Origin of the sequence: Micromonospora parathelypteridis, assembly GCF_014201145.1 — a bacterium.
Taxonomy (GTDB): domain Bacteria; phylum Actinomycetota; class Actinomycetes; order Mycobacteriales; family Micromonosporaceae; genus Micromonospora; species Micromonospora parathelypteridis.
Genome location: NZ_JACHDP010000001.1, coordinates 6,491,709 through 6,513,749, shown reverse-complemented (window position 1 = coordinate 6,513,749; position 22,041 = coordinate 6,491,709). Strand labels below are relative to the sequence as shown.

General features: G+C 70.4%; 15 protein-coding genes. 5 read left to right on the top strand and 10 right to left on the bottom strand.

The window, feature by feature from the left end; genetic code table 11:
- The first annotated feature begins 284 nt into the window (after window positions 1-284).
- On the top strand, window positions 285-1,643 hold the full coding sequence (locus tag HNR20_RS29305) for an NsdA family TPR-like regulatory protein (protein WP_184186526.1): 1,359 nt from the start codon (window positions 285-287) through the stop codon (window positions 1,641-1,643).
- A 40-nt stretch (window positions 1,644-1,683) separates the two neighbouring features.
- Window positions 1,684-2,220: an NUDIX domain-containing protein gene (locus HNR20_RS29300; RefSeq protein ID WP_184186523.1), complete on the top strand. Its 537-nt coding sequence runs from the start codon at window positions 1,684-1,686 to the stop codon at window positions 2,218-2,220.
- Between the two features lie 83 nt (window positions 2,221-2,303).
- Here HNR20_RS29300 and HNR20_RS29295 read toward each other — a convergent pair whose 3' ends face one another.
- The 4 genes from HNR20_RS29295 to glgX form a co-directional block, all read right to left on the bottom strand.
- Window positions 2,304-2,975, bottom strand: coding sequence for a DUF6082 family protein (locus tag HNR20_RS29295; RefSeq protein ID WP_184186520.1), 672 nt, complete (start codon window positions 2,973-2,975; stop codon window positions 2,304-2,306).
- Between the two features lie 386 nt (window positions 2,976-3,361).
- A complete protein-coding gene (treZ, locus tag HNR20_RS29290; protein WP_184186517.1) occupies window positions 3,362-5,086 on the bottom strand; it encodes a malto-oligosyltrehalose trehalohydrolase in 1,725 nt (574 codons plus the stop codon).
- A complete protein-coding gene (treY, locus tag HNR20_RS29285; protein ID WP_184186514.1) occupies window positions 5,083-7,404 on the bottom strand; it encodes a malto-oligosyltrehalose synthase in 2,322 nt (773 codons plus the stop codon). Before treY ends, treZ begins: the two co-directional genes overlap by 4 nt.
- Window position 7,405: 1 nt before the next feature.
- Window positions 7,406-9,523 (bottom strand): glycogen debranching protein GlgX, encoded by a 2,118-nt coding sequence (gene glgX / locus HNR20_RS29280; protein WP_184186513.1) that lies wholly within the window; start codon window positions 9,521-9,523, stop codon window positions 7,406-7,408.
- Window positions 9,524-9,855: 332 nt separating this feature from the next.
- Here glgX and HNR20_RS29275 point away from each other — a divergent pair, with 332 nt between their 5' ends.
- Window positions 9,856-11,289 carry a glycosyltransferase family 4 protein gene (locus tag HNR20_RS29275; protein WP_184186511.1) on the top strand — a complete coding sequence of 478 codons (1,434 nt, stop codon included), beginning with the start codon at window positions 9,856-9,858 and terminating at the stop codon, window positions 11,287-11,289.
- Window positions 11,290-11,411: 122 nt separating this feature from the next.
- Window positions 11,412-12,056 carry a maleylpyruvate isomerase N-terminal domain-containing protein gene (locus HNR20_RS29270; RefSeq protein WP_184186509.1) on the top strand — a complete coding sequence of 215 codons (645 nt, stop codon included), beginning with the start codon at window positions 11,412-11,414 and terminating at the stop codon, window positions 12,054-12,056.
- A 298-nt stretch (window positions 12,057-12,354) separates the two neighbouring features.
- On the opposite strand, the gene HNR20_RS29265 is transcribed toward HNR20_RS29270, so the two are convergent.
- From HNR20_RS29265 to HNR20_RS29250, 4 genes are all read right to left on the bottom strand, one after another.
- The gene (locus HNR20_RS29265; protein WP_184186507.1) at window positions 12,355-13,638 is read right to left on the bottom strand and encodes a citrate synthase; all 1,284 of its coding nucleotides are present in this window, start codon (window positions 13,636-13,638) and stop codon (window positions 12,355-12,357) included.
- 230 nt (window positions 13,639-13,868) lie between these two features.
- Window positions 13,869-15,923: a sulfatase-like hydrolase/transferase gene (locus HNR20_RS29260; RefSeq protein WP_229687249.1), complete on the bottom strand. Its 2,055-nt coding sequence runs from the start codon at window positions 15,921-15,923 to the stop codon at window positions 13,869-13,871.
- Window positions 15,916-17,346: a class I SAM-dependent methyltransferase gene (locus HNR20_RS29255; protein ID WP_184189244.1), complete on the bottom strand. Its 1,431-nt coding sequence runs from the start codon at window positions 17,344-17,346 to the stop codon at window positions 15,916-15,918. The genes HNR20_RS29260 and HNR20_RS29255 overlap by 8 nt, the downstream gene beginning before the upstream one ends.
- Before the next feature lie 17 nt (window positions 17,347-17,363).
- Window positions 17,364-17,513, bottom strand: a complete 150-nt coding sequence (locus HNR20_RS29250) for a hypothetical protein (protein ID WP_179778832.1) — start codon at window positions 17,511-17,513, stop codon at window positions 17,364-17,366.
- 198 nt (window positions 17,514-17,711) lie between these two features.
- Here HNR20_RS29250 and HNR20_RS29245 point away from each other — a divergent pair, with 198 nt between their 5' ends.
- Window positions 17,712-18,560 (top strand): arginase family protein, encoded by an 849-nt coding sequence (locus tag HNR20_RS29245; RefSeq protein ID WP_229687326.1) that lies wholly within the window; start codon window positions 17,712-17,714, stop codon window positions 18,558-18,560.
- Between the two features lie 39 nt (window positions 18,561-18,599).
- Here the strand turns inward: HNR20_RS29245 and HNR20_RS29240 are convergent, their stop codons facing one another.
- A complete protein-coding gene (locus HNR20_RS29240) occupies window positions 18,600-19,865 on the bottom strand; it encodes a glycosyltransferase (RefSeq protein WP_184186503.1) in 1,266 nt (421 codons plus the stop codon).
- On the bottom strand, window positions 19,862-22,015 hold the full coding sequence (locus tag HNR20_RS29235) for an ArnT family glycosyltransferase (protein ID WP_184186501.1): 2,154 nt from the start codon (window positions 22,013-22,015) through the stop codon (window positions 19,862-19,864). The genes HNR20_RS29240 and HNR20_RS29235 overlap by 4 nt, the downstream gene beginning before the upstream one ends.
- Between the last annotated feature and the right edge of the window lie 26 nt (window positions 22,016-22,041).

The following is a 22,041-nucleotide window of genomic DNA, read 5'->3' as shown; positions in this document are numbered from 1 at the left end:
CAGCCTCCCGCTCGGCCGCCTCCGACTGCTCGCCTTTGCTCGCTGACTCGTCACCCTGCATAGCCACCTCCGTCAACCGGGGCGCGACGCTCAGACTTCGCCGCCGCCCAGGACTTCTGCAATCAGCGAAGCGGGCTGCCGATCGGCGGACCAGATGGCAAGCGATGCGCTCGATTGCGCTGCTCACGACGTGGGTTGCGCAGGGTTGTGCAGGTCCCCATAGGACCGCAGCAGCCCATAGGCTCATCACTGTTGGTAGTTGGCTGATGCCTGGAGGCAGAACCATGGCGCGACCGGTGACGAACGCAGCGTTCGAAGGGCTGCTACTTGCCGCCGGCTACGGTAACGCGCACGCGGCTTTCGCTCGGCAGCTCAACCACGCCGGCCGCAACGAGGGAGCCTGGCGCTACGACGCTGCCAGCGTCTACTGGTGGTTGCGCGGTCGCCGGCCTGGCGAGCATGTCCAAGCCGCCATGACCGAAACGCTTGCCCGCAAGCTCGGTCGCTCAGTCGCCGTCATGGAGTTGGGGTTCGGCGCAACCGACAGCATCGGAATGTGTGTCTACACCGCGTCCCTCAATGGGGCGATCGATACCGCCGAGCAGATCTGGACGAGGCTGGCTAGGCACCTCAACCAGCAAGCCAGCGGGGCGTTCGACAGCGGCAAAGCACTAGAGGCAGCATTGGGCTGGCGCTATGACCTGCCTGACGAGGCGGTCAGCCGGAACGGCCGACATCAGGTCAGCTCCACCGACGTCCAATCGCTGTACGCGCTGGCGGACCACTTCACGGATCTCGACCGACGTCACGGCAGCGGCTCTCCGCACGCCCGTGCAGTCATGGCCGACTTCCTCGTACGTCAGGTCGCGCCCATGCTGGGTGGCACCTATACCGATGCCGTGGGGCGCGACCTCATGCGTGCAGCGGCAACACTCTCCGGCCAACTCGCCTTCATGTCGTACGACGCGGGCGAACATGCAATGGCGCAACATCATGTGACCCTCGGCCTGCGCCTCGCGAAAGCCGCTGACGACCGCCTCTACGGCGCTCACCTGCTGGCGAACCTCGCCACCCAGGCTGTGTTCTTGGGGCACGCCCGGGCGGCGACTCGACTCGTCGAAGCAGCTATTGACGGAGCCGGCCGCGCACCCGCTGCCGTGCTGGCTCGGCTGCACGCCACCGCCGCTACCGCTTACGGTCAGTCAGGCGAGCGGCGTGCCTGCCAGCTCGCCCTCACCAAGGCTGAACGTGCTCTCGCCCGGACGGGCACAGATCCCGGCCCGCGCTGGGTCGGCTACTTCAGCCCTGCCCACCTGGCCGGGGCCGCGCTGAGGTGCCTGGGCGACCTGCATCTGTACTCGCAGGCCCTCCGACACGCCCCCGACGCGCTCATCCTCAACAGCCAGAACACCCGGACGCGTGCCCTGCACATCGCTCTCGTCGCCGTGACTCATGCCCGCGCTGGAGACACCGACGCCTCCTGCATCTGGGGCCGAAAGTTAGTGGAGGACACACCGGGCATCCAGTCTGCGCGGGTTCAACAGCGCGTCCGCGAACTCACTACGACTCTCAGTCCACAACGGGCATCGCCCCAGGTCAACGAAGTCCTGCACGCACTGGCGGTCTTGCCAACAGTCACGTGAAGCAAGAGCACCCCTAGACGGGTCCGCTAGCGTCACCGAGGTGACCTGGACGGAGCCCGCCACGTGGTACGCGAACCTCGCTTCCTTCTACGCAGCCGCAGCGGCCTTCATCACCGACCCAGCGGGCAACGTACTGCTCGTCAAGCCCACCTACAGGGACCACTGGGCCTTCCCTGGCGGCTACGTGGACGAAGGCGAATACCCGCACGATGCCTGCGCCCGCGAGATTCGGGAGGAGTTGGGGGTCGCTGTAGCGGTAGGTGATCTTCTCGTGGTCGACTGGGCCCCACCCGCCGGGCAACGACCGCGCGCGATCCTCAGCTTCACGTTCGACTGCGGGTCCATCGCCAACCTCGACAGCTTCGATCTGCCAGGACAGGAGTTGGAGGACATCGCCTTTTTCCCGCGCGCTGAGGCCGAGCAGCGTCTTCCCGACAACGTCGCCGCACGAGTTGATGCGGCGACCCGCGCCCGGGCACGACGAGGTCCGATTTACCTTGCTGGCGGCTCAGCCGTACCCTCGTTTTCTGAGTTCGAGGCACGTTACCAAACAGGTCCAACGTCGCAGACTGCATAAGCGTTCTCCAGTGCCAGCTCGACTCGCCGGCCGCCGGGAGCCGACTGCCTCTCAACCCCACGCGACTAGTCCGGTGCCGCAGATCAGTCCTGCTCGCTGGCCAGGGCCGCTCCCCTTCTGGCCGGATACTGATCGCCGTTCGCCGGTGCGCTGGGGCCGCCCACCGGCGAGGCAATGAGTCCGGCGTTCTCGCACTCGCGACTTGCCAGCTCCACGAAGATGCGGCTGCGCCGAGCCTTGCTGGAAGTCCAAGTCGGCCCGTATACCCCCCACCATTCTCGCGCGACGGGATTACGAAACATCCCAGCAAGCTGCCTCTTCAGACCAAATTCATCAATCTCCCTGGTCTTCCACAACAAAAACCAATGACCTATCCAAAGATTGATATTGAGGCGCTGCGCGAGGGTGCCTGTACTGACAGCCCCGTCGTCTACAAAGTATGCGATTTCGGGGCGATCCATCGTCAGCTTGATGAGCTCAAAATGCCTCTCTCTAGCAGAAACAGCGTGTGACATGACGTTCAGCCGCCACTGAAGAAGCAGAGAGATGGCAACACCAATGAATGCGAGCGCAGAAAGTACCGCAGTGACCGCCCCGTACGCCTGCCCGATATTCGACAGCTCGGCCCAGTCCGTGTCTCCATCCGCCAGAACTTCCATGAGGAACGGCGACACGAGCACCAGCCCGACGACCGCCGCTAGGAGCACAACCAGCGCCGACACTACAACTGCCCGATTCCGGAACCAATAGGACATCACGCTATTCCATCCACGACGAGGAATGTTTGAACCATCCTCGCATGTGGATGCAACATCAGCCTCCGTGGCCAACTCCTGCATAATTGGTCAGTGATCCTCCTATGCGTACAGCAAGCTGGCGAACACCGCGAACGTTCGTGGGGTCTGCCATTTTATGCAGCCTGCATCCGCCGCGAATACGCATCCCAATCACGATCGCGCCCGATATCTACTTAACCCACTCAAGGGCGAATATGGACAGCAAGTCGGCGCCTAGACCGCCACTACAACGTCGAGTTCGCCTACAGGCTGACCTAGAGTTCGCGGGCGCGTGACTTTGACAATCAACCACTCATCTTGGGTAGACGAGGCGAGCCGATAAGACTATGCGAGTCGCGCACCTCTCAGAGCGCCACGATTGCCGCAGTCTCCGCAGGCAACTGGATCCGGTCCCTCATAACGGTGACCCCCTCCCCGGTAGCCAGCAGCACCCGCCGAGCCACCCCAGGCAGTGACACCCCCTGCCCCCGCCCAGCCAGGTTCGCGACAACCAGCGTCTCCCCCCGCCGCATCAGCAGGAACTGATCCCCATGCTGCACAGAAACAGCGTTCAACCGAGGATCAGAAAGATCAGGAAGAGACCGACGCAGCGCGATCAACCGCTGGTAGAACGCCAACATCTCCCGATGCTCAGGCTTGTCCAGTTCCGCCCAGTCCAACCGCGACCGTACGAACGTCTCCGGATCCTGCGGATCGGGCACGTCCCCCTCAGCCCACCCGTGCGAGGCAAATTCCCGCCGCCGCCCCAGCGCCACCGCAGTAGCCAGCTCCGGCTCCGGATGCGAGGTGAAGAACTGCCACGGCGTAGAAGCCGCCCACTCCTCCCCCATGAACAACATAGGAGTGAACGGAGCGGTCAGCAGCAACGTGGCCCCAACCCGCAGCAGCGAAGGCGTCAGAGAAGCCGAGATCCGATCCCCGGTAGCCCGGTTCCCGATCTGGTCGTGGTTCTGCAGGTAGGCCACCAGCCGATGCCCAGGCACCCGCGAATCCAGAGGCCGCCCATGGTGACGGTTACGGAAGCTCGACCAGGTTCCCGCGTGGAAGAACCCGCCGGTCAGCACATCCGACAGCGTCTCCAGGGAGCCGAAGTCCCCGTAGTACCCCTGCCGCTCCCCCGTCAGCAACGTGTGCAGCGCGTGGTGCGCATCGTCGTTCCACTGGGCGTGCAGCCCAAACCCACCAGCCTCCCGAGGCGTGATGAGCCGTGGATCGTTGAGATCCGATTCCGCGATGAGCGACAGCGGCCGCCCCAGGTGCGTCGACAACGACTCCACCGAAACCGCCAGCTCTTCGAGCAGCGGAACCGCGCGGGTGTCGGGCAGAGCGTGTACGGCATCCAACCGCAGCCCGTCGACGTGGTAGTCGCGCAGCCACATGAGCACGCTGTCGATGATGTAGCGGCGGACCTCGTCCGAGTGCGGGCCGTCGAGGTTGACCGAGCGGCCCCAGGTGTTGCTCTGCTCGGCGAGGTACGGGCCGAACCGCGGCGCGTAGGCCCCGGAGGGCCCGAAATGGTTGTAGACGACGTCGAGGATCACCCCCAGGCCTTTAGCGTGGGCGGCGTCGACGAAGCGTTTCAGACCATCGGGGCCGCCGTAGGGCTGGTGTGGCGCATACCAGCAGACGCCGTCGTACCCCCAGTTGTGTTCGCCGTTGAAGGCGTTGACCGGGAGCAGCTCGATCAGGTCGACGCCCAACGACACCAGGTGGTCGAGGCGGTCGATGGCCGCGTCGAAGGTGCCGTCCGGGGTGAAGGTGCCGATGTGCAGCTCGTAGAGGATGCTGCCGGGCAGTTGCCGGCCCGTCCACGCGCTGTCGGTCCAGTCGAAGGCGTCGTGGTCGTAGAGGCGGCTTGGCCCGTGCACACCAGCAGGCTGCCACGGCGAGCGGGGGTCGGGCAGTGGGGTTTCGTCGTCGTTCAGCAGAAAGGAGTAGTCGGGGCCGGCGTCGGGCACCTCGACCCGCCACCAGCCGTCGGCGGCGGCGCGCATCTCGTGGTCGACGTCGCCGGACAGGCGCAGCCGCACGCGGGTGGCGTCGGGTGCCCAGACGGAGAATTCGGTCATGAAGCAGCCTCCACGGAAGCGGTGGGAGGAGCCAGCAGTGCGACGGGGTAGTCGGCCAGCAGGTCGGCCAGAGAGGTCTCTCCGCCACTGTAGACCCGCCCGGTGAACAGGTCCTTCACCTCGTTAACGGGAAGCGACAGGTTTGTGTCACACCACCCACCAGCGCGTTCCAGACCGAGCGGCAGGCGGGTCGCGACGGTGATCGCGCCGCCCCGGTCGAAGGCCACCACGTGCCGGCCCACCGGCCCGTGCGCGGGCACCGGTCGGTAGCCGGTGAACAGCTCCGGGCGCGCCCGCCGCAACCGCAGGGTCCGCGACACGACGAGCAGCTTCGCCGCGCCGTCGGTGTCGACCGGGGGACGCCAGCCGCCGTCCAAGCGTGCCAGCATCTCTCGGCGTACGTCGAAGTCGACCGGGCGGCGGTTGTCGGGGTCGACGAGGCTGTTGTCCCACAGCTCGGTGCCCTGGTAGGTGTCCGGCACGCCGGGCATGGTGAGCTGCACGAGCTTCTGCCCGAGCGAGTTGGACCAGCCGGCCGGGGCGATCGCGGCGGCGAGTTCGGTCAGTTCGTCGTGCAGGCTCGGGTCGTCGTACATGAGGTCGATCACGGCGTGCATCGCCTGTTCGAAGGCCTGGTCGGGGTCCGACCAACTGGTCGAGGCCGCGGCCTCCCGGGCGGCCTTCTCGGCGTACGCGTGCAGCCGCTCCCGCTCGATCGGCCACGCGCCGACGGCGGTCTGCCACAGCAGGTGGGCGAACGACGGGTCGGCCAGTGGGGCGTACTCCATCCAGCTTTTGACCTGCTCGGCCCATTGGTCGGGCAGCTCGCTGAGCACGGCGAGGCGGGCGCGGACGTCCTCGCCGCGTTTCGTGTCGTGGGTGGAGACGGTGGTCATGCTGGCCGGCCAGCGGACGTGCCGGGCGGCGGCGAAGCGGTGGAACTCCGCCGGCGGCACCCCGAAGTGGGCGGGGCTGCCGCCGACCTCGTTGAGTGCCACGAACCGGGTCCAGCGGTAGAACGCGGTGTCCTCCACCCCCTTGGCCATCACCGCGCCGGTGAGCTGGGGGAACCGTTTGGCCAGCTCGTCGTCGGGGTCGCGGAGCCGGCGGGTGACCGCGTCCAGGGCGCCGACCAGGTCGGGGCGGCGGCGGCCGGCCTCCGAGCGGGCGGCGGCGAGGTGCCGAGCACCGTGCGGCGGGTAGCCGCGGTAGACCGCGAACGCGGCGGCCAACTCGGCGAGCGCGGCCCGCGCCTGGTCGGCCGGTACGTCGGGGGCGAGCGCGGCGAGTCGGGTCAGCTCGGCGGCGAGCAGCTTCGTGGCGGCGGCGAGCTTGGTGTCGTGGGTCAGGTCCTCCCAGGAGGTGTGGTGCCCGGCCAGTCGGGTGTCCAGCACCGTGAAGTCGCCCTCGGCATCCGGGTCGACGAAGAGCCCGTTGACCGCGGCCAGGGCGTCGTAGCCGGTGGTGCCGTCCACCGGCCAGTCCGGCAGCTCCTCGCCGTACTCCAGGATCTTCTCCACCACGAGCCAGGCCTGCGGCGCGGCGGCCCGCAACCGGGTGAGGTAGCCGGCGGGGTCGCGCAGCCCGTCCGGGTGGTCGACGCGGATGCCGTCGATCTCCCCGGCGGCGGCCCAGCGCAGGATCAGCTCGTGGGTGGCGGCGAACACCGCCGGGTCCTCCACGCGGAGACCGGCCAGGCCGGAAACCGCGAAGAACCGGCGGTACGTCAGCTCGGCGTCACCCCGACGCCAGGAGACCAGCTCGTAGTGCTGCCGGTCGTGCACCTCCCGGGTGGTGCCGTCGCCGGTGCCGTCAGCGACCGGGAAGCGGTGCTCGTGGTAGCGCAGCTCCCCGTCGACCAGCTTGAGGTCGTCCAGGGCGGCCGGGTCGTCGGCCAGCACCGGCAGCAGCAGCCGGCCCCGGTCCCAGTCGATGTCGAACCAGTCGGCGTACGCCGAGTCGCGCCCCCGGCGCAGCACGTCCCACCAGGCGGGGTTGGCCGCCGCGACGGCGACCCCGGCGTGGTTGGGGACGATGTCGACGACCAGGCCGATCTTCTTGTCGTGCAGCGCGCGCAGCAGTCGCTGCCGGGCCGCCTCGCCGCCCAACTCGGGGTTGACCGCCCGGTGGTCGACCACGTCGTAGCCGTGCGCGGAGCCGGGCGTGGCGGTGAGCAGCGGGGCGGTGTAGAGGTGGCTGACGCCCAGGTCGGCGAGGTAGTCGAGGATCTCGGCGGTGGCGTCCAGGTCGAAGCCGGGGCGGACCTGCACGCGGTAGGTGGCCGTGGGAGGGGTGGCCTCGGGAGGGGTGGCCGCCATGTCAGTTCATCCTCTCCAGCACCACCAGGGAACGGTCCGGCACCCGGATGGTGCCGCCCGCGCTGATCACCATGGCGTCGTCGGGCTCAGGTTCGGCTGTGCTGATCACCCGTTCCCATTTCTGGCCGTACTCGCTGCCGGGCATGGTGAAGTCCAGCGGCGCGTCGTGGGCGTTGAAGCAGAGCAGGAACGAGGTGTCGTGGTGCTTCTGGCCGTACTGGCCGCGTTCGCGGATGCCCTCGCCGTTGACGAAGAGCGCCACCGAGCGGCCGAAGTCGTTGCCCCAGTCCTCGCCGGTCATCTCCCGCCCGTCGGGGGTGTGCCAGGCCAGGTCGGGCAGTGGCTCGTCGATGCCGCGCCCGTTCACCGGCAGGCCGGTGAAGAACCGGCGACGCCGGAACACCTGGTGTCGTTTGCGGAACGCGGTGAGCGTCTGGACGAACTCCAGTAGCTGCTCGTCGACGTTGTCCCAGTCGACCCAGGCCAGCTCGCTGTCCTGGCAGTAGACGTTGTTGTTGCCGTGCTGGGTGCGGCCCAACTCGTCGCCGTGGCCGATCATCGGCACACCCTGCGACAGCATCAACGTTGCCAGGAAGTTGCGCCGCTGCTTGGCCCGCAGGGCGAGCACCGCCCCGTCGTCGGTGTCACCCTCGACCCCGCAGTTCCAGGATCGGTTGTGGCTCTCGCCGTCCCGGTTGTCCTCGCCGTTGGCCTCGTTGTGCTTGTCGTTGTACGACACCAGGTCGTTGAGCGTGAACCCGTCGTGCACGGTCACGAAGTTGATGCTGTGGAACGGGCGGCGGCCGTCGTCCTGGTAGAGGTCGGCGGAGCCGGAGATCCGGGACGCGAACTCGGCGAGGGTGGCCGGCTCGCCGCGCCAGAAGTCGCGCACGGTGTCGCGGTACTTGCCGTTCCACTCGGTCCACAGCGGCGGGAAGTTGCCCACCTGGTAGCCGCCCGGGCCGACGTCCCACGGCTCGGCGATCAGCTTGACCTGGCTGACCACCGGGTCCTGCTGCACCACCTCGAAGAAGGTGGACAGCCGGTCGACCTCGTAGAACTCGCGGGCCAGGGTGGCGGCCAGGTCGAAGCGGAAACCGTCGACGTGCATCTCGGTCACCCAGTAGCGCAGCGAATCCATGATCAGTTGCAGGGAGTGCGGGCTGCGCACGTTGAGGCTGTTGCCGGTGCCCGTGTAGTCGACGAAGTAGCGGCGGTCCTCCTCGCTGAGCCGGTAGTAGCTGGGCGCGTCCACGCCCTTGAAGCTCAGCGTCGGGCCGAGGTGGTTGCCCTCGGCGGTGTGGTTGTAGACCACGTCGAGGATGACCTCGATGCCGGCCGCGTGCAGCGCCTTGACCATGCCCCGGAACTCCTGCACCTGCTGGCCGGTCCGGCCCAGAGCGGAGTAGCCGTGGTGCGGGGCGAAGAAGCCGATCGTGTTGTAACCCCAGTAGTTGCGCAGCCCCAGGTCCACGAGGCGGTTGTCGTGGATGAACTGGTGCACCGGCATCAGCTCGATAGCGGTCACCCCGAGCTGGGTCAGGTATTCGATCATCGGCGGGGAGGCGATGCCCGCGTACGTGCCGCGCAGCTCCTCCGGGATGTCCGGGTGGCGCATGGTCAGCCCGCGTACGTGCGCCTCGTAGATCACCGAGTGGTGGTAAGGGGTGCGTGGCGGCTTGTCGTTGCCCCAGTCGAAGTACGGGTTGACGACCACCGACTTGGGCATGAACGGCGCCGAGTCGGTCTCGGACATCCGCTCCGGCTGCGCCATGTCGTAGTCGTAGACCGCCGGGTCCCACGTGACGTCACCGTCGATGGCCTTCGCGTACGGGTCGATCAGCAGCTTGTGCGGGTTGCAGCGCAGCCCGTTCGCCTGGTCGTACGGGCCGTACACCCGGTAGCCGTAGCGCTGCCCCGGCTCGATGCCCGGCAGGTACGCGTGCCACACGTAGGCGTCCACCTCGCGCAACTCGACGCGGCGCTCCGCGCCGGTGTCCCACTCGTCGAACAGGCAGAGCTCGATCCGCTCGGCCACCTCGGAGAAGATGGCGAAGTTGGTGCCCATCCCGTCGTAGGTGGCGCCCAGGGGGTACCGCTCGCCCGGCCAGACCTGCATGTCGCTCCTTCAAGCCATGGTCATGTGCGGACCGCGCCGCGTGCGCGCCGGCAGAGGCCGCCCGCGCGCACGCGGGTAATGCCCCCCGCCCTGGCGCGCCAATCCATCCTTTCAGGCGGTGACCGGAAACGACCTGTCTGATGCGCGCTACACCACTCAGGTGTCCTCCGTCACGATGGCCCATTTCGGGGTGCGTTCTTGGGCTCGATGCACTTTCCTTGACCGGGGACAAGCGTCCGCGCGTGCCCGCCAGGCCCTCGGCCACCCCTTACACCTCTCGCTCCGCCGCCACTGATGCCGGCGCGCCCCACCATGCTTGGACGGAGATTGATGTGACGACCCTGCGGGTCGACGAGCAGCTCGCTGCCACCAAGGACCGGACCCACCGGCCCACCCTGACCTCCCGGCCTCAGCCCGGTCTTCCTTCGCAGCCCGCCGCGGTCGTGCCGGCGAAGTCCGGCCCCGGCGTGCCCCCGCAGACCCGTCGCATCCTGATGCTGTCCTGGGAGTACCCGCCGGTGCTCGTCGGCGGCCTCGGTCGACACGTGCACGCCCTCTCCGTGGCCCTCGCCGCCGCCGGCCACGAGGTCACCGTCGTCACCCGCCACACCGAAGGCGCGCCCCTGGAGGAGTACGCCGACGGCGTCCACATCCTGCGCGCCCCCGAGGACCCGGTGGCCTTCCCGCTCGCCACCGACTCGCTGCTGGCCTGGACCATGGCTTTCAACCACACCCTCACCCGCACCGCCCTGCGCGCCACCCAGGCCAACACCTACGACGTCATCCACGCCCACGACTGGCTCGTCGCCCACACCGCGATGACACTGCGCGACCACCTCGACATCCCGCTGGTCAGCACGATCCACGCCACCGAGGCCGGTCGGCACCAGGGCTGGCTGCCCGAGGAGATGAACCGCACCATCCACGGTGTCGAGCAGTGGCTCAGCAGCGAGTCCAACCGGGTGATCGTCTGCTCCGGGTACATGCGCGACGAGGTGAACGCGCTGTTCGGCGTACCGGCCGGACGGGTCGACGTGGTCGCCAACGGCGTGGAGCCGCACCGCTGGCGCGTGCCCGCGAGCGCGGTGGCCGCCGCGCGCGCCCGGTTCGCCGAGGATGGCCCGCTGGTCACCTTCGCCGGTCGACTCGTGTACGAGAAGGGCGTCCAGCACCTGATCGCCGCCCTGCCCCGGCTGCGCGATCGGCACCCCGGCCTGCGTGCCGTGATCGCCGGCGACGGCCCGTACCGCGCCGAGCTGGAAGCCGAGGTGCACCGCCGCGGCCTGGGCGGCATGGTCACCATGCCGGGCTTCCTGGGCGGCAACGACCTGCCGGCGTTGATGGCGGCGTCCGACTGCTTCGCCGTGCCGAGCATCTACGAGCCGTTCGGCATGGTCGCCCTGGAGGGTGCCGCCGCCGGCGCACCCCTCGCCGTCGCCGCCACCGGCGGCCTCGCGGAGATCGTCGAGCCGGGCGGGACCGGGATGACCTTCCGCCCGCACGACCCCGACGGGCTGACCGACGCCGTGGACGCGCTGCTGTCGGATCCCGACCGTGCCCGCGTCATGGCCCGCCGTGCCCGCCGGATGGTCAACGACCAGTACGGCTGGGCGGCGATCGCCCAACGCACCGCCGCCAGCTACGCCGCCGCCATCGCCACCGACGCAACGTTCACCGCCCAGCGCGCCGAGCAGCGCATGGCCCAGGGCCGCGCCCTCCCGGTGCTCCCCGAGGGCAACCTGCTCGCCGCCGCCGGGCTGCGCTGACCGATCCGCCTCGCCGATGTTGGGGTGTCCCCGCCCGGGGACACCCCAACATCTGTTCCCGTTGCTCTGAGTCCGGGATTGCCCGGTCGGCGCTGCCTCGCGGTGACTGTCAGAATCGGCGGATGTCTCGTCCTGTCGACGCCCTGGATGCCGCTTTCCCTGTTGCCGCCTCGATCGCGTTGGACCTGATCCGGCGCCCCGAGGTGGCCGAGCGGTGGTCGCGTCCGAGCGCGCTGCCGCACCTGTCGGTGGGAGGCCTGGCATGCCACCTGGGGCGTCAGGCGGCCCGGGCGGCGGAGTTGCTACCCATGCCGACGGAGCTGCCGCTCCTTGAGTCGGCCGACGAGCATTACGAGCGGGCCGCCTGGGTCAGCGAGGGCACACCGGACGAAGACTCGGTCGCCTCGGGTCCGGACGAAGCCGAAGCGGCACAGGGACTGGCCCGTCTGACCGCCCGCTCGGCCCTGGCGCTGCAGGAGGTCGGTTACCTGCTCTCGCGAGGGGACGCCCGCGACGTCGTACCGATCCCCTGGCAGGGCTGGGCCCTGCGGCGCGGCGATTTCCTGCTCACGCGTCAACTGGAGATCGTGGTCCACTCCGACGACCTCGCGGCGAGCGTGGGCGTGCCGACGCCACCGTTCCCCGTCGAGGTGTTCGACCCCGTGCGCGACCTGCTGGTCCGGCTGGCCGTTCGCCGTCACGGCCAGTCCGCGCTGGTCAGCGCACTGAGCCGCAGCGAGCGGACACGGGACATCTCCGCCTTCTGACGCCCCGACCCCTCGTCGGCCAGTCCGCTCGACCCCAACTGGGGACGCGGACCGACCGCGAGCCCGCGAAGGACCGGCCCCGCCGCTTGATCGACTCCGTATCGCCGATGTCGGGGTATCCCAGCGGGCGGAAACCGCAATATCGGCGATGTGGAGTCGATCATCGCCGAACCGGCCGGCACTGACACTCTGCGGCCCGAACATCATGGATTGGACGGGCACGACACCGACCCCGAACAAAGCGGCAGGCCGCCGACCCGGTGGGGTCGGCGGCCTGTGGTGGTGCGGGGGTGGAGGGTCAGCGCTCGGCGAAGGGGACGTAGTCCCGCTCGGGGGCACCGACGTAGACCTGCCGCGGGCGGCCGATCTTGGTCTCCGGGTCGCTGATCATCTCGCGCCACTGGGCGATCCAGCCGGGGAGCCGGCCGAGCGCGAACAGCACCGTGAACATCTTGGTCGGGAAGCCCATGGCCTTGTAGATCAGGCCCGTGTAGAAGTCCACGTTCGGGTAGAGCCGACGGGAGACGAAGAAGTCGTCGGCGAGCGCGATCTCCTCCAGCTCCATGGCGATGTCCAGCAGCGGGTCCGGCTTGGCCATCCGGCCGAGCACGTCCTGAGCGGCCTTCTTGACGATCGCCGCCCGCGGGTCGTAGTTCTTGTAGACCCGGTGGCCGAAGCCCATCAGCTTGACGCCGTCTTCCTTGTCCTTGACCTTGCGGACGAAGGACCGGACGTCGCCGTCGCCGGCGTGGATCTGCTGGAGCATCTCCAGCACCGCCTGGTTGGCGCCGCCGTGCAGCGGGCCGAACAGCGCGTTCACACCGGCGGAGACCGACGCGAAGAGGTTGGCGTTGCTGGAGCCGACCAGGCGGACGGTCGACGTGGAGCAGTTCTGCTCGTGGTCGGCGTGCAGGACGAAGAGCATGTCCAGCACCTTCGACATCACCGGGTCGACCTCGTACGGTTCCGCCGGCACGCCGAAGGTCATCCGCAGCAGGTTGTCCACGTACCCCAGCGAGTTGTCCGGGTACAGCAGCGGCTGCCCGATGGACTTCTTGTACGCGTACGAGGCGATGGTGGGCACCTTCGCCATCAGCCGGACCGTCGAGATCTCCACGTGCTCGGAGTCGAACGGGTCCAGGCTGTCCTGGTAGAAGGTCGACAGGGCGCTCACCGCGGACGAGAGCACCGCCATCGGGTGGGCGTCCCGGGGGAAGCCGTCGAAGAAGCGGCGCATCTCCTCGTGCAGCAGCGAGTGCCGCCGAATCCACTCGGTGAACTCGGTCAGCTGCTGCTCGGTGGGCAGCTCACCGTAGATGAGCAGGTAGGAGACCTCCAGGAAGGAGGACTTCTCGGCCAACTGCTCGATCGGGTATCCCCGGTAACGCAGGATCCCCGCGTCGCCGTCGATGTAGGTGATCGCGGATGAGGCAGCCGCGGTGTTGACGAAACCGGGGTCGTACGTTGTCATCCCGGTTTCTTTCAGCAGCTTGCTCACCCCGATACCGGCGGGGCCCTCGACCGCGGGATGCACCGGCATCGACAGCTGCCCACCGGGGTGATCGAGCTTGACTTCCGTCATGTGGTTCCTCGCTTCGCCGGCAGATCTACGTTGAATTGCCTTCGCTTCTACCGTAATTGCGGCTCATGGGACAACGCCCGCCGTGGTTCGGCGGTGAGGTATGCGTCACCCGATTCCCGACCGGGCCACCGGGAAACCCCACATCCCGCGGAACGGGACGGAGTCAGGACCGGGGGCAGAACCAGGGCACGACCAGGGGCAGGACCAGGAGAAAGATCAAGGCAGGACGGTCAGGACAGCGCGAGGCGTCGCAGCGTCCCGTCCGAGCCGACCTGGAGTACGTCGAGCTGGTTGGTACCCGCGTGGAAGAGCTTGTCGTCGGTGAGCAGCGCGGCGAACCGGCGTCCGCCGGGGTCGGCCGGCACCACCGGGACGACGGCCCCGATCCGGCCGTTGACGGCCACCGCCAGGAGTGTGCCGTCGGCGATCCGGTCGGGGACGTCTCCCCAGACGAGCGCCGGGAGGGTGCCGGTGTCCGGGTCCATGGCCTTGAACGCGGCCAGGTCGGCCACCCGGGCGCTGCCGTCGGACGGGCCGGCGCGGACCTCGGTGCCGATCAGGGGGTGCGGCGTCGGCAGTGGCGGTGGGGTGGGCACCCCGCCGGGGAAGGTGACCGGTTCGCCGGGGCGGTCGTAGAAGTGCTTCGTGCCGTCGGTACGCGGGGCCTGCCGGGCGGAGCGGCCGTCGACCCGCCAGGGCAGCCGGATGTTGGCCTCGTCGGCCACGGTCGGCAGCAGGTCGACGTGTTCCCAGTTGCGGTCGTCCACCCGGCCGGTCTGCTGGCGGGGCTCCTTGACGAACATCGGCACCCAGGCGACCTCGCCGGCGGCGGCGTTGATCGCGTCCATGCCCCGCCCCTGGGCGCCGGGGCGGAAGCTGACCCCGTGGTCGGCGGTCACCACGACGAGGGCCTGGTCGTAGAGGCCGCTGGCGCGCAGCGTCCGCAGGGTCTCGCCGATCAGCCGGTCGGTGTAGCCGAGCTGGGCGAGGTGCCGTTGACGGGCCAGGTCGACCCAGCCGGCACCGTCGTTGGGCAGGTCCTCCGGGGCGTCGTAGCGCGCCCCGGACGGCAGGTACGCCCACGGTGAGTGCGGCATCAGCAGGTGCAGGAAGTGCAGGGTGGGTCGGGTCGTCGGCTTCAGCCCGGCCAGGAAGCTGGTGAACCGGGCCGGCTGGTTGTCGTCCAGGCTGTCCCAGCGGAACTTCGGGTCGGCCGGCACCGGTTCGGCGGCGTCCAGGCCGGCCTCGACCCGGGTCTGCTCCCGGTAGGAGTCCTCCGGGTCGACCTGGGTGGGTGTCGGCCCGGTGATCTGGCCGAGCAGCTCGCCGGTCTTGCGGACCAGCACGTCGAGCCCCTGCTCCGGGGTGACGGGCTGTTCGCAGCGGCTGGGCGGGCACAGCCGGGTGATGCTCTCCTCTGCGCGGATGTCGTACAGGCCACCGAAGGCGGTGAAGATGTTGTCCGGGTACTGCGAGTAGTGCGGGGCGACCGGCCGCGCCGGGTAGCGGCCGGTGAGCATCGCGGGCAGCGCGTTGGGTGTCCACCCGCTGACTCCGGTGGCGTTGCGGTACCAGGTCGATTCGCCGGCCAGTTCGGCGAAGTGCGGGTACTTTGTCGCGTCGATCCGTCCGTCGGTGCCCAGCAGGCTGACCAGTGGCAGTTCGTCGAGGATCAGCATGACCACCGGCGGGTGCACGCCCGTTCCCTGTGCGGTGCCGGCGGCCCCGCCGTCGGTGCGCGGCAGCACCACCGCCGAGGTGGGCGAGGCGAACAGGAAGATCGCCACGAAGGCCACCGGCCCGGCGGCGGCCAGTCGCAGCACCCGGCTGGGGGCCCGCCACCGCCGGTGTGCGGCCGCGCCGGCCGCGCCGGCCAGTCCGGCGACACACAGCAGGGGTACGCCCCGAAGCGGCGTCACGTGTCGGCCCACCTGCACGGCGAGGGCGGCGAGCAGCAGCCCGACCAGCCCGGTGTGGGTGAGGGCGCGGGCGGTCCTGCCCGCGAGTCGACTGAGCGCGCCGAGCAGTGCCACCGCGATCGTGGGTACCACCGCCACCAGGCCGATCAGGAGCAGGATCTGGGTCGTGTCGGCGCGGTGGAAGAGGAAGAAGTCGGGGCTGCGGCCGAGCACGTCCAGCAGTGGCTGGGTGACCACCAGCCCGACGAGCGCGACCATTTCCAGCAGGCGGGCCACTTCGCCCCGCCAACCCCGGTCCCACCGCTCGCGGGCCGGGCTCGGCGGCTCGGCCTCCGCTGGAGGGCCGGCGGCGGCTGGTTCAGCCACCCATCACCGTCCGGTAGAGCGTGCGGGTGCCCGAGGGCAGCTCCAGCCGGTCGGTGATTCGACCCCGGGCGGCGAGCAGCGCCTCGAAGGTGTCGCGCCGGTAGTCCGGGAAGAGGCCGGCGGGTTTGTTGGCCTGCAGCCGAGTTGCCATCGGGTCTTCCGGCCCGACGAACTCCACCACCACCGCGCCGCCGGGCGCGGTCAGCCCGGCCAGCCAGTCGATGATCTCCGGCAGCGGCACGTTGCGCCCGATCGCCAGGTGATGCACCACGGCCAGGGCGAGCACCACGTCGGCGGACGCCCGCTCGGCGAAGCCGGCCCGCTCGATGCCCCGCCAGCCTCCACCGGGTGACGGGTCGGCCAGGTCCAGCACCAGCGGCAGGATGCGGCGCTGTCCCTCCGAGCGCAGCTTCCGGTACAGCTCGTCGACCACGGCCGGGTCCTGCTCGACGGCGACCACGTAGTCGGCGTGTCCGACCGCCAACCGGGAGTACCGTCCGTCGTTGGCACCGAGGTCGAGCACCAGGCGGGGGCGGGTGCCGGCGGCCACCGCGGCGGCCACGAACTGTTCCTTCGCCACCCGGTCCCGGGCGGAGTAGCCGCAGGTGCGCTGGTAGTCCGACCAGTGGCTCTCCGCCGGGCGATGGTCCAGCCGGCGGACCAGTTTCTCCATGCCGCGTACGGTGGCGAGCAGCAACTCCCGGGAGAAGCCGGCGGCCCGCAGTTGGTCGCGTACGTCGGTGGTGCTGGCGGCGGCGTTGCGTTGCTGCATGGCCCCGTGCAGGTGCAGGTGGGTCAGCACGCCGGGGCGCAGCCGACGGGCCCCGCCGAAGAGTGGGCGCAGCTCGTCGGCTTCGATGCCGTCGACCCGGGCGCGCAGCCACGGCTGGAAGTCGACGCCGAGGTGGGCGGTGAGCATCAGCGGATAGAGCACGGTCTGGCAGAACTGCCGGTAACCGGCCCACGGTTCGCCGTCGCGGACGGGCTCGAAGGAGCCGATGTCGATGAAGACCGGCTCCGCGCCGCGCCACTGCAGGTTGTACGCCGAGCCGTCCTTGGTGGTGAAGCCGTCGGTGAGCGCGGCGCGCAGGAGTTCCAGGTGCAGCAGGGCGGCGTCGCGCAACATGCTGAACGACCACTCGTACGGGTGGGAGACGAACGGGATGCGCTCGTGGCGCAGGACGGCTGCCCACGGGGTCCCGGTCGCGGCGGGCACCAGTGTCGACGGGGCGTCCTCGGTGGCGCAGACCTTGCGCGCGGCGACGAACGCCGGGAAGAACGTGCTGCCGGCGAGTGCCCGCCAGTGCTCGGCGGCCTGCGTGTCCAGCCCGCGCAGCACCTCGTCGCCGACGTGGAAGACGCGGTTGGCCGGGTCGCGGAAGGAGGCCGGCTCGGGCCGTACCTCCGTGGGTGAGATCGCCATCGCCGGGACCAGCCCGCTCACCGCTGGTCGGTGGGTTGCCGGCGGAACCGGTCGACCAGTCGTCGCCAGTAGAGCTTGGCGGCGACCGCGGCGCCGGCCACCCCGCCGACGACCGCCTGCACGATCAGGCTGCCGGATCCCGCGTCCAGGTAGGCCAGATGTCTCACCGATCGCTCCTTGCCCTCGCCCGTCCTGACACCGGTCCCGGGCGTACACCGATGAGGCTTTTGACCCAGAAAGCCGGACTTGTCCCTCACCGTACGCTGATCGTCATCCGCGTCGCGGGCACATTGCCGGACTCCCAGCCTCACCACAGAATGCGACCGGGACACCCACCTGGTCGGTACGCTGCGGACGTGCGCTGGATGGTCGTGGACGCGCCGTTGGACTCCTCCGGAGCCAGGCGCGGCGAGGAGCGGGCGCCGGACGCGCTGCGCCGGGCCGGCCTGCTGGACGCCCTGACCGCCGATGACGACGGGCGGGTGGACGAGGCGCGGCTGCGCGACTCGGCCCGGGATCCGGCGAGCGGGGTGATCGGCGCCGCCGATCTGCCCCGAGCGGGTGGAGCCATCACCGCACGGGTCGCCGCGCTGATCTCCGACGGCCACCGGCCGCTGGTGCTCGGTGGGGACTGCGCGATCCTGCCCGGCATCTGCCGGGCCCTGCCCCCGACGACGGAGCTGTGGTTCGTCGACGCCCACCCGGATTTCCTCGACGGTCAGACCTCGCCGACCGGTGAGGCCGCCGACATGGACCTGTCGGTGGTCACCGGGCACGGCCCCGCCGCCGCCGTCGGGCTGGACGACGCGCTGCTCGACCCGAACCGCGTACACCTGCTCGGGCACCGGCCGCCCACCGACGAGAGCAGCCGGGTCGAAGCGGCCCGGATCGACCCGGCGATCCACCAGATGCCCGCCGTCGAGCTGCTGCGCCGGGGCGCCGGGGCGGTCGGGACGAGCCTGGCCGCCGGCGGGGACGGGCCGGCCTGGCTGCACCTCGACCTGGACGTGGTGGATCCGCGCGACCTGCCGGCGGTGACCTACCCCGAGCCGGACGGGCTTCGCTGGGCGGACCTGATCGCGCTGGTCACTCCCCTGGCCCGAGCCGATCGGCTGCTCGGGATGAGCGTGACCGACCTGAACACCGACGAGGACCCCGACGGGCGCCACGCGCGACGCGTCGTCGAGGTCCTCGCCCAGGTGCTGGGCGACTGAGCGTCGGCGGGCCCAGGCCGGCTCGACCGGGACGGCGGCTCAGCCGCGCCGGTGGTGCATGCCGAGGCGCAGCAGCACGAAGCGCAGCACGGTGGCGGCAAGGTTCGCGGCCACCAGCACGGCCAACTCCACCGGCCGCGCCGGCACGGTGGAGACCACGTGCAGCACGGCCAGCGCGCCACTGGTCAGCGCCAGCCCGAGCGCGAAGGCCAGCAACCCCTGCAGGTGATGCCGTCCGACGTTCCGGCGTCCGCTGATCCCGAACGTCAGCCGCCGGTTCGCGGCCGTGTTCGCCACCGCGGTCAGCAGCAGCGCCAGCAGGTTCGCCGGTTGCGCGCCGAGCGCGCCCCGGGTGGCCAGAAACAGCAACAGGTACGCGAGCGTGCTGGCCACCCCGACGGCGGCGAACCGGACCAGCTGCCGGGGCAACCCAAACGGCACCTGCCCCGGCGGCGCGGCCAGCGGCGCCCCGGTGAGCTGCGCGCGTGGAGCGGCCAGCGGCGCCCGGCCGAGTTGGGCGCGCAGGTCGGTCAGCGGCAGCGCGCCGGTCAGCAGCGCCCGGCCCAGCCGACCCATTCCGCGTAGGTCGGCCAGGGCGGTGGCGACGATGTCGACGCGGCTGTCCGGGTCGTCGACCCAGTCCACCGGCACCTCGTGGATGCGCAGCCCGGCCCGCTGGGCGAGCACCAGCAGCTCGGTGTCGAAGAACCAGCCGGTGTCCCGCACCAACGGGAGCAGCTCACCTGCCACGTCGGCACGGATCGCCTTGAACCCGCACTGCGCGTCGGAGAACCGTGCCGCCAACGCCCCGCGCAGCAGCAGGTTGTAGGCCCGCGAGATCACCTCCCGCTTCGCACCGCGCACCACCCGGGAGGTACGCGCCAGCCGCGTGCCGATGGCCAGGTCGGAGTGGCCGGAGATCAGGGGCGCGACCAGCGGCAACAGTGCCGCCAGGTCGGTGGAGAGGTCCACGTCCATGTACGCCAGCACCGGCGCGGACGACGCGGACCAGGCGGCGGAGAGGGCCCTGCCCCGCCCCTTGGCGTCCAGGTGCAGCACCTCGACGCCGGGCAGCTCGCCGGCGAGGCCGTCGGCAACCTTCAGGGTGTCGTCGACGCTGGCGTTGTCGGCGATGGTGATCTGGAACGGGTACGGGAAGTGTTCGCTCAGGTGGGCGTGCAACCGCCGTACGCACGGGCCGAGGTCGGCCTCCTCGTTGTGGACCGGGATCACCACGTCCAGCACCGCACCGGCGGCTGACGGTCGGGCCTGGACCGCGGCCCGGGGGCCGCTGAGCGCGGTCACGACTCCTCCGTGCCGGTGCTCAGGTCGTAGACGGTGACACCGTCGACGGTCTGCGCCGTGAACGTCTCCCCGACCCAGGTGGCGATCTCCTGGGAGGCGGAGCTGCCGCCGTTGGCCCGGAAGCCGCCACCGCCGACGAAGTAGTGGATTCGGCCGTCGGCGACGTAGCGCTGGAACTGCGCGAGGGTCGGTGACGGGTCACTGCCGTTGAACCCGCCGATCGGCATCACCGGTTCGCCGGTGGCGAGTTGGTAGCCGGAGGCGTTGTTGGAGCCGATGGTGGCCGCCACCCACGTGTAGTCGGCGCTGTCGCGCTCCAGCAGCTCGCGCAGCGCGGCGCTGGGCTCCTGGGCGTCGAGCAGCCCGCCCATCCCCCCGCCGCCCGGGCGCCCCTGCCCGCCACCGGGAGGACCGGGCAGTTGACCACCACCGGGGAACTGGCCCCCTCCAGGCCCGCCGCCCGGGAACTGGCCACCACCGGGGAACTGACCACCGCCGGGGAGTCGGCCGCCGGTCGGCAGTTCCATGCCGCCGGGCGGTCGCCCACCGGCGAAGCCACCTCGCCCGAACCCAGCCGACACGAACGGGCCGGCGCTCGGGATCGCCCCGGTGTGCGGGGTCGCCGCCGTCTGCACCGCGTACGCCACCGGGCCGGCCAGGGCCGCCGCCACGCCCAGACCCAGCGCCACCGGCACCAACCGGCGCGGCAGCCAGGTCAACAGCAGGAGCAGCGCCGCGCCGAGCAGGCCGGCGACCAGCACGACGTTCCGCAGCCACGGGTACCAGTCCGGGCTGCGCTCGAGCAGCACCCACGCCCACCAGACGGTGACCGCGAGAGTGCCGGCAAGCGTCGCCGTGGCCGCCAGCGGACGCCAGCGCCGCCAGCGCGCGCTCACGCCCGGGGTATCGGCCGGGAGCGGGCGGTGGTGCCGCCAGAGCAGGGTCACACCGATGCCGATCAGCGCGCCGATCGCCGGGGCGAGCGCCACCGTGTAGTAGGCGTGGAAGATCCCGGACATGAAGCTGAAGATCAGGCCGGTGACCAGCAGCCAGCCGCCCCAGAGCAGCAGGCCGGCCCGGGTGCGGTCGGTGCGGGGCGCGCGACCGGCCAGCAGCAGGCCGGCGATCAGCAGGATCAGCGCGGCCGGCAGCAGCCAGGAGATCTGACCACCGACCTCACCGCCGAACATGCGCAGCACGCCGGTCTGCCCCGAGAACGGTCCACCGCCACCAGGCCGCCCGCCACCGCCGCCGACGCTGCCCACCTCGTCGCCGGTGATCCGGCCGAGGCCGTTGTAGCCGAGGGTGAGCTCCAGGATGCTGTTGCCCTGCGACCCGCCGATGTACGGGCGGGCGCTGGCCGGGACCAACTCGACGATCGCCACCCACCAGCCCGCGGCGACCACCACCGCCAGACCGGCCAGCAGCAGCTGCCGGACCCGCCGCCACAGCCCGGTCGGCGCGGCCACCAGGTAGACCCCGGCGAAGACCGGCACCACCAGGAACGCCTGCAGCATCTTGGTGAGGAAACCGAAGCCGATCAGCACACCGGCCAGCACGATCCACCGGGTGCCGGCCGACTCCAGTGCCCGGACGGTGGCGTACGCCCCGGCGACCAACAACAGGACGAGCAACGCGTCGGGGTTGTTGAACCGGAACATCAGCGTCGCCACCGGGGTGACGGCGAGGACCGCGCCGGCGATCAGCCCGGCGGCCGGCCCGTACCAGCGTTTCACGGTCGCGTAGAGCACCCCGACCGAGGCGACCCCGCAGAGCGCCTGCGGGACGAGCATCGCCCAGCTGTTCAACCCGAAGACGCGTACGGACAGGGCCATCAGCCACAGCGACGCGGGCGTCTTGTCGACGGTGATGGAGTTGGCGGCGTCCGACGAGCCGTAGAGGAACGCCTTCCAGCTCACCGAGCCGGCCTGCGCGGCCGCCGCGTAGAACGAGTTCGCCCAGCCGGAGGCGCCCAGGCCCCAGATGTAGAACACGGCGGTGGCGAGCAGCAGGACGGCCAGGGCGGGCCGGGTCCAGGTTGGCGAGCGGCGGGCCTCCGGCGGGGAGTGTTCGTCGGGGCGCGTGGCTGGCGGCGGTGCCACCACGGCGGGCTCGTCGGGCGCGGAGGGCAGGGTTTCGGTTGTGTCCATGCGGCCAGCCTTGGCGGCTCGGCTGG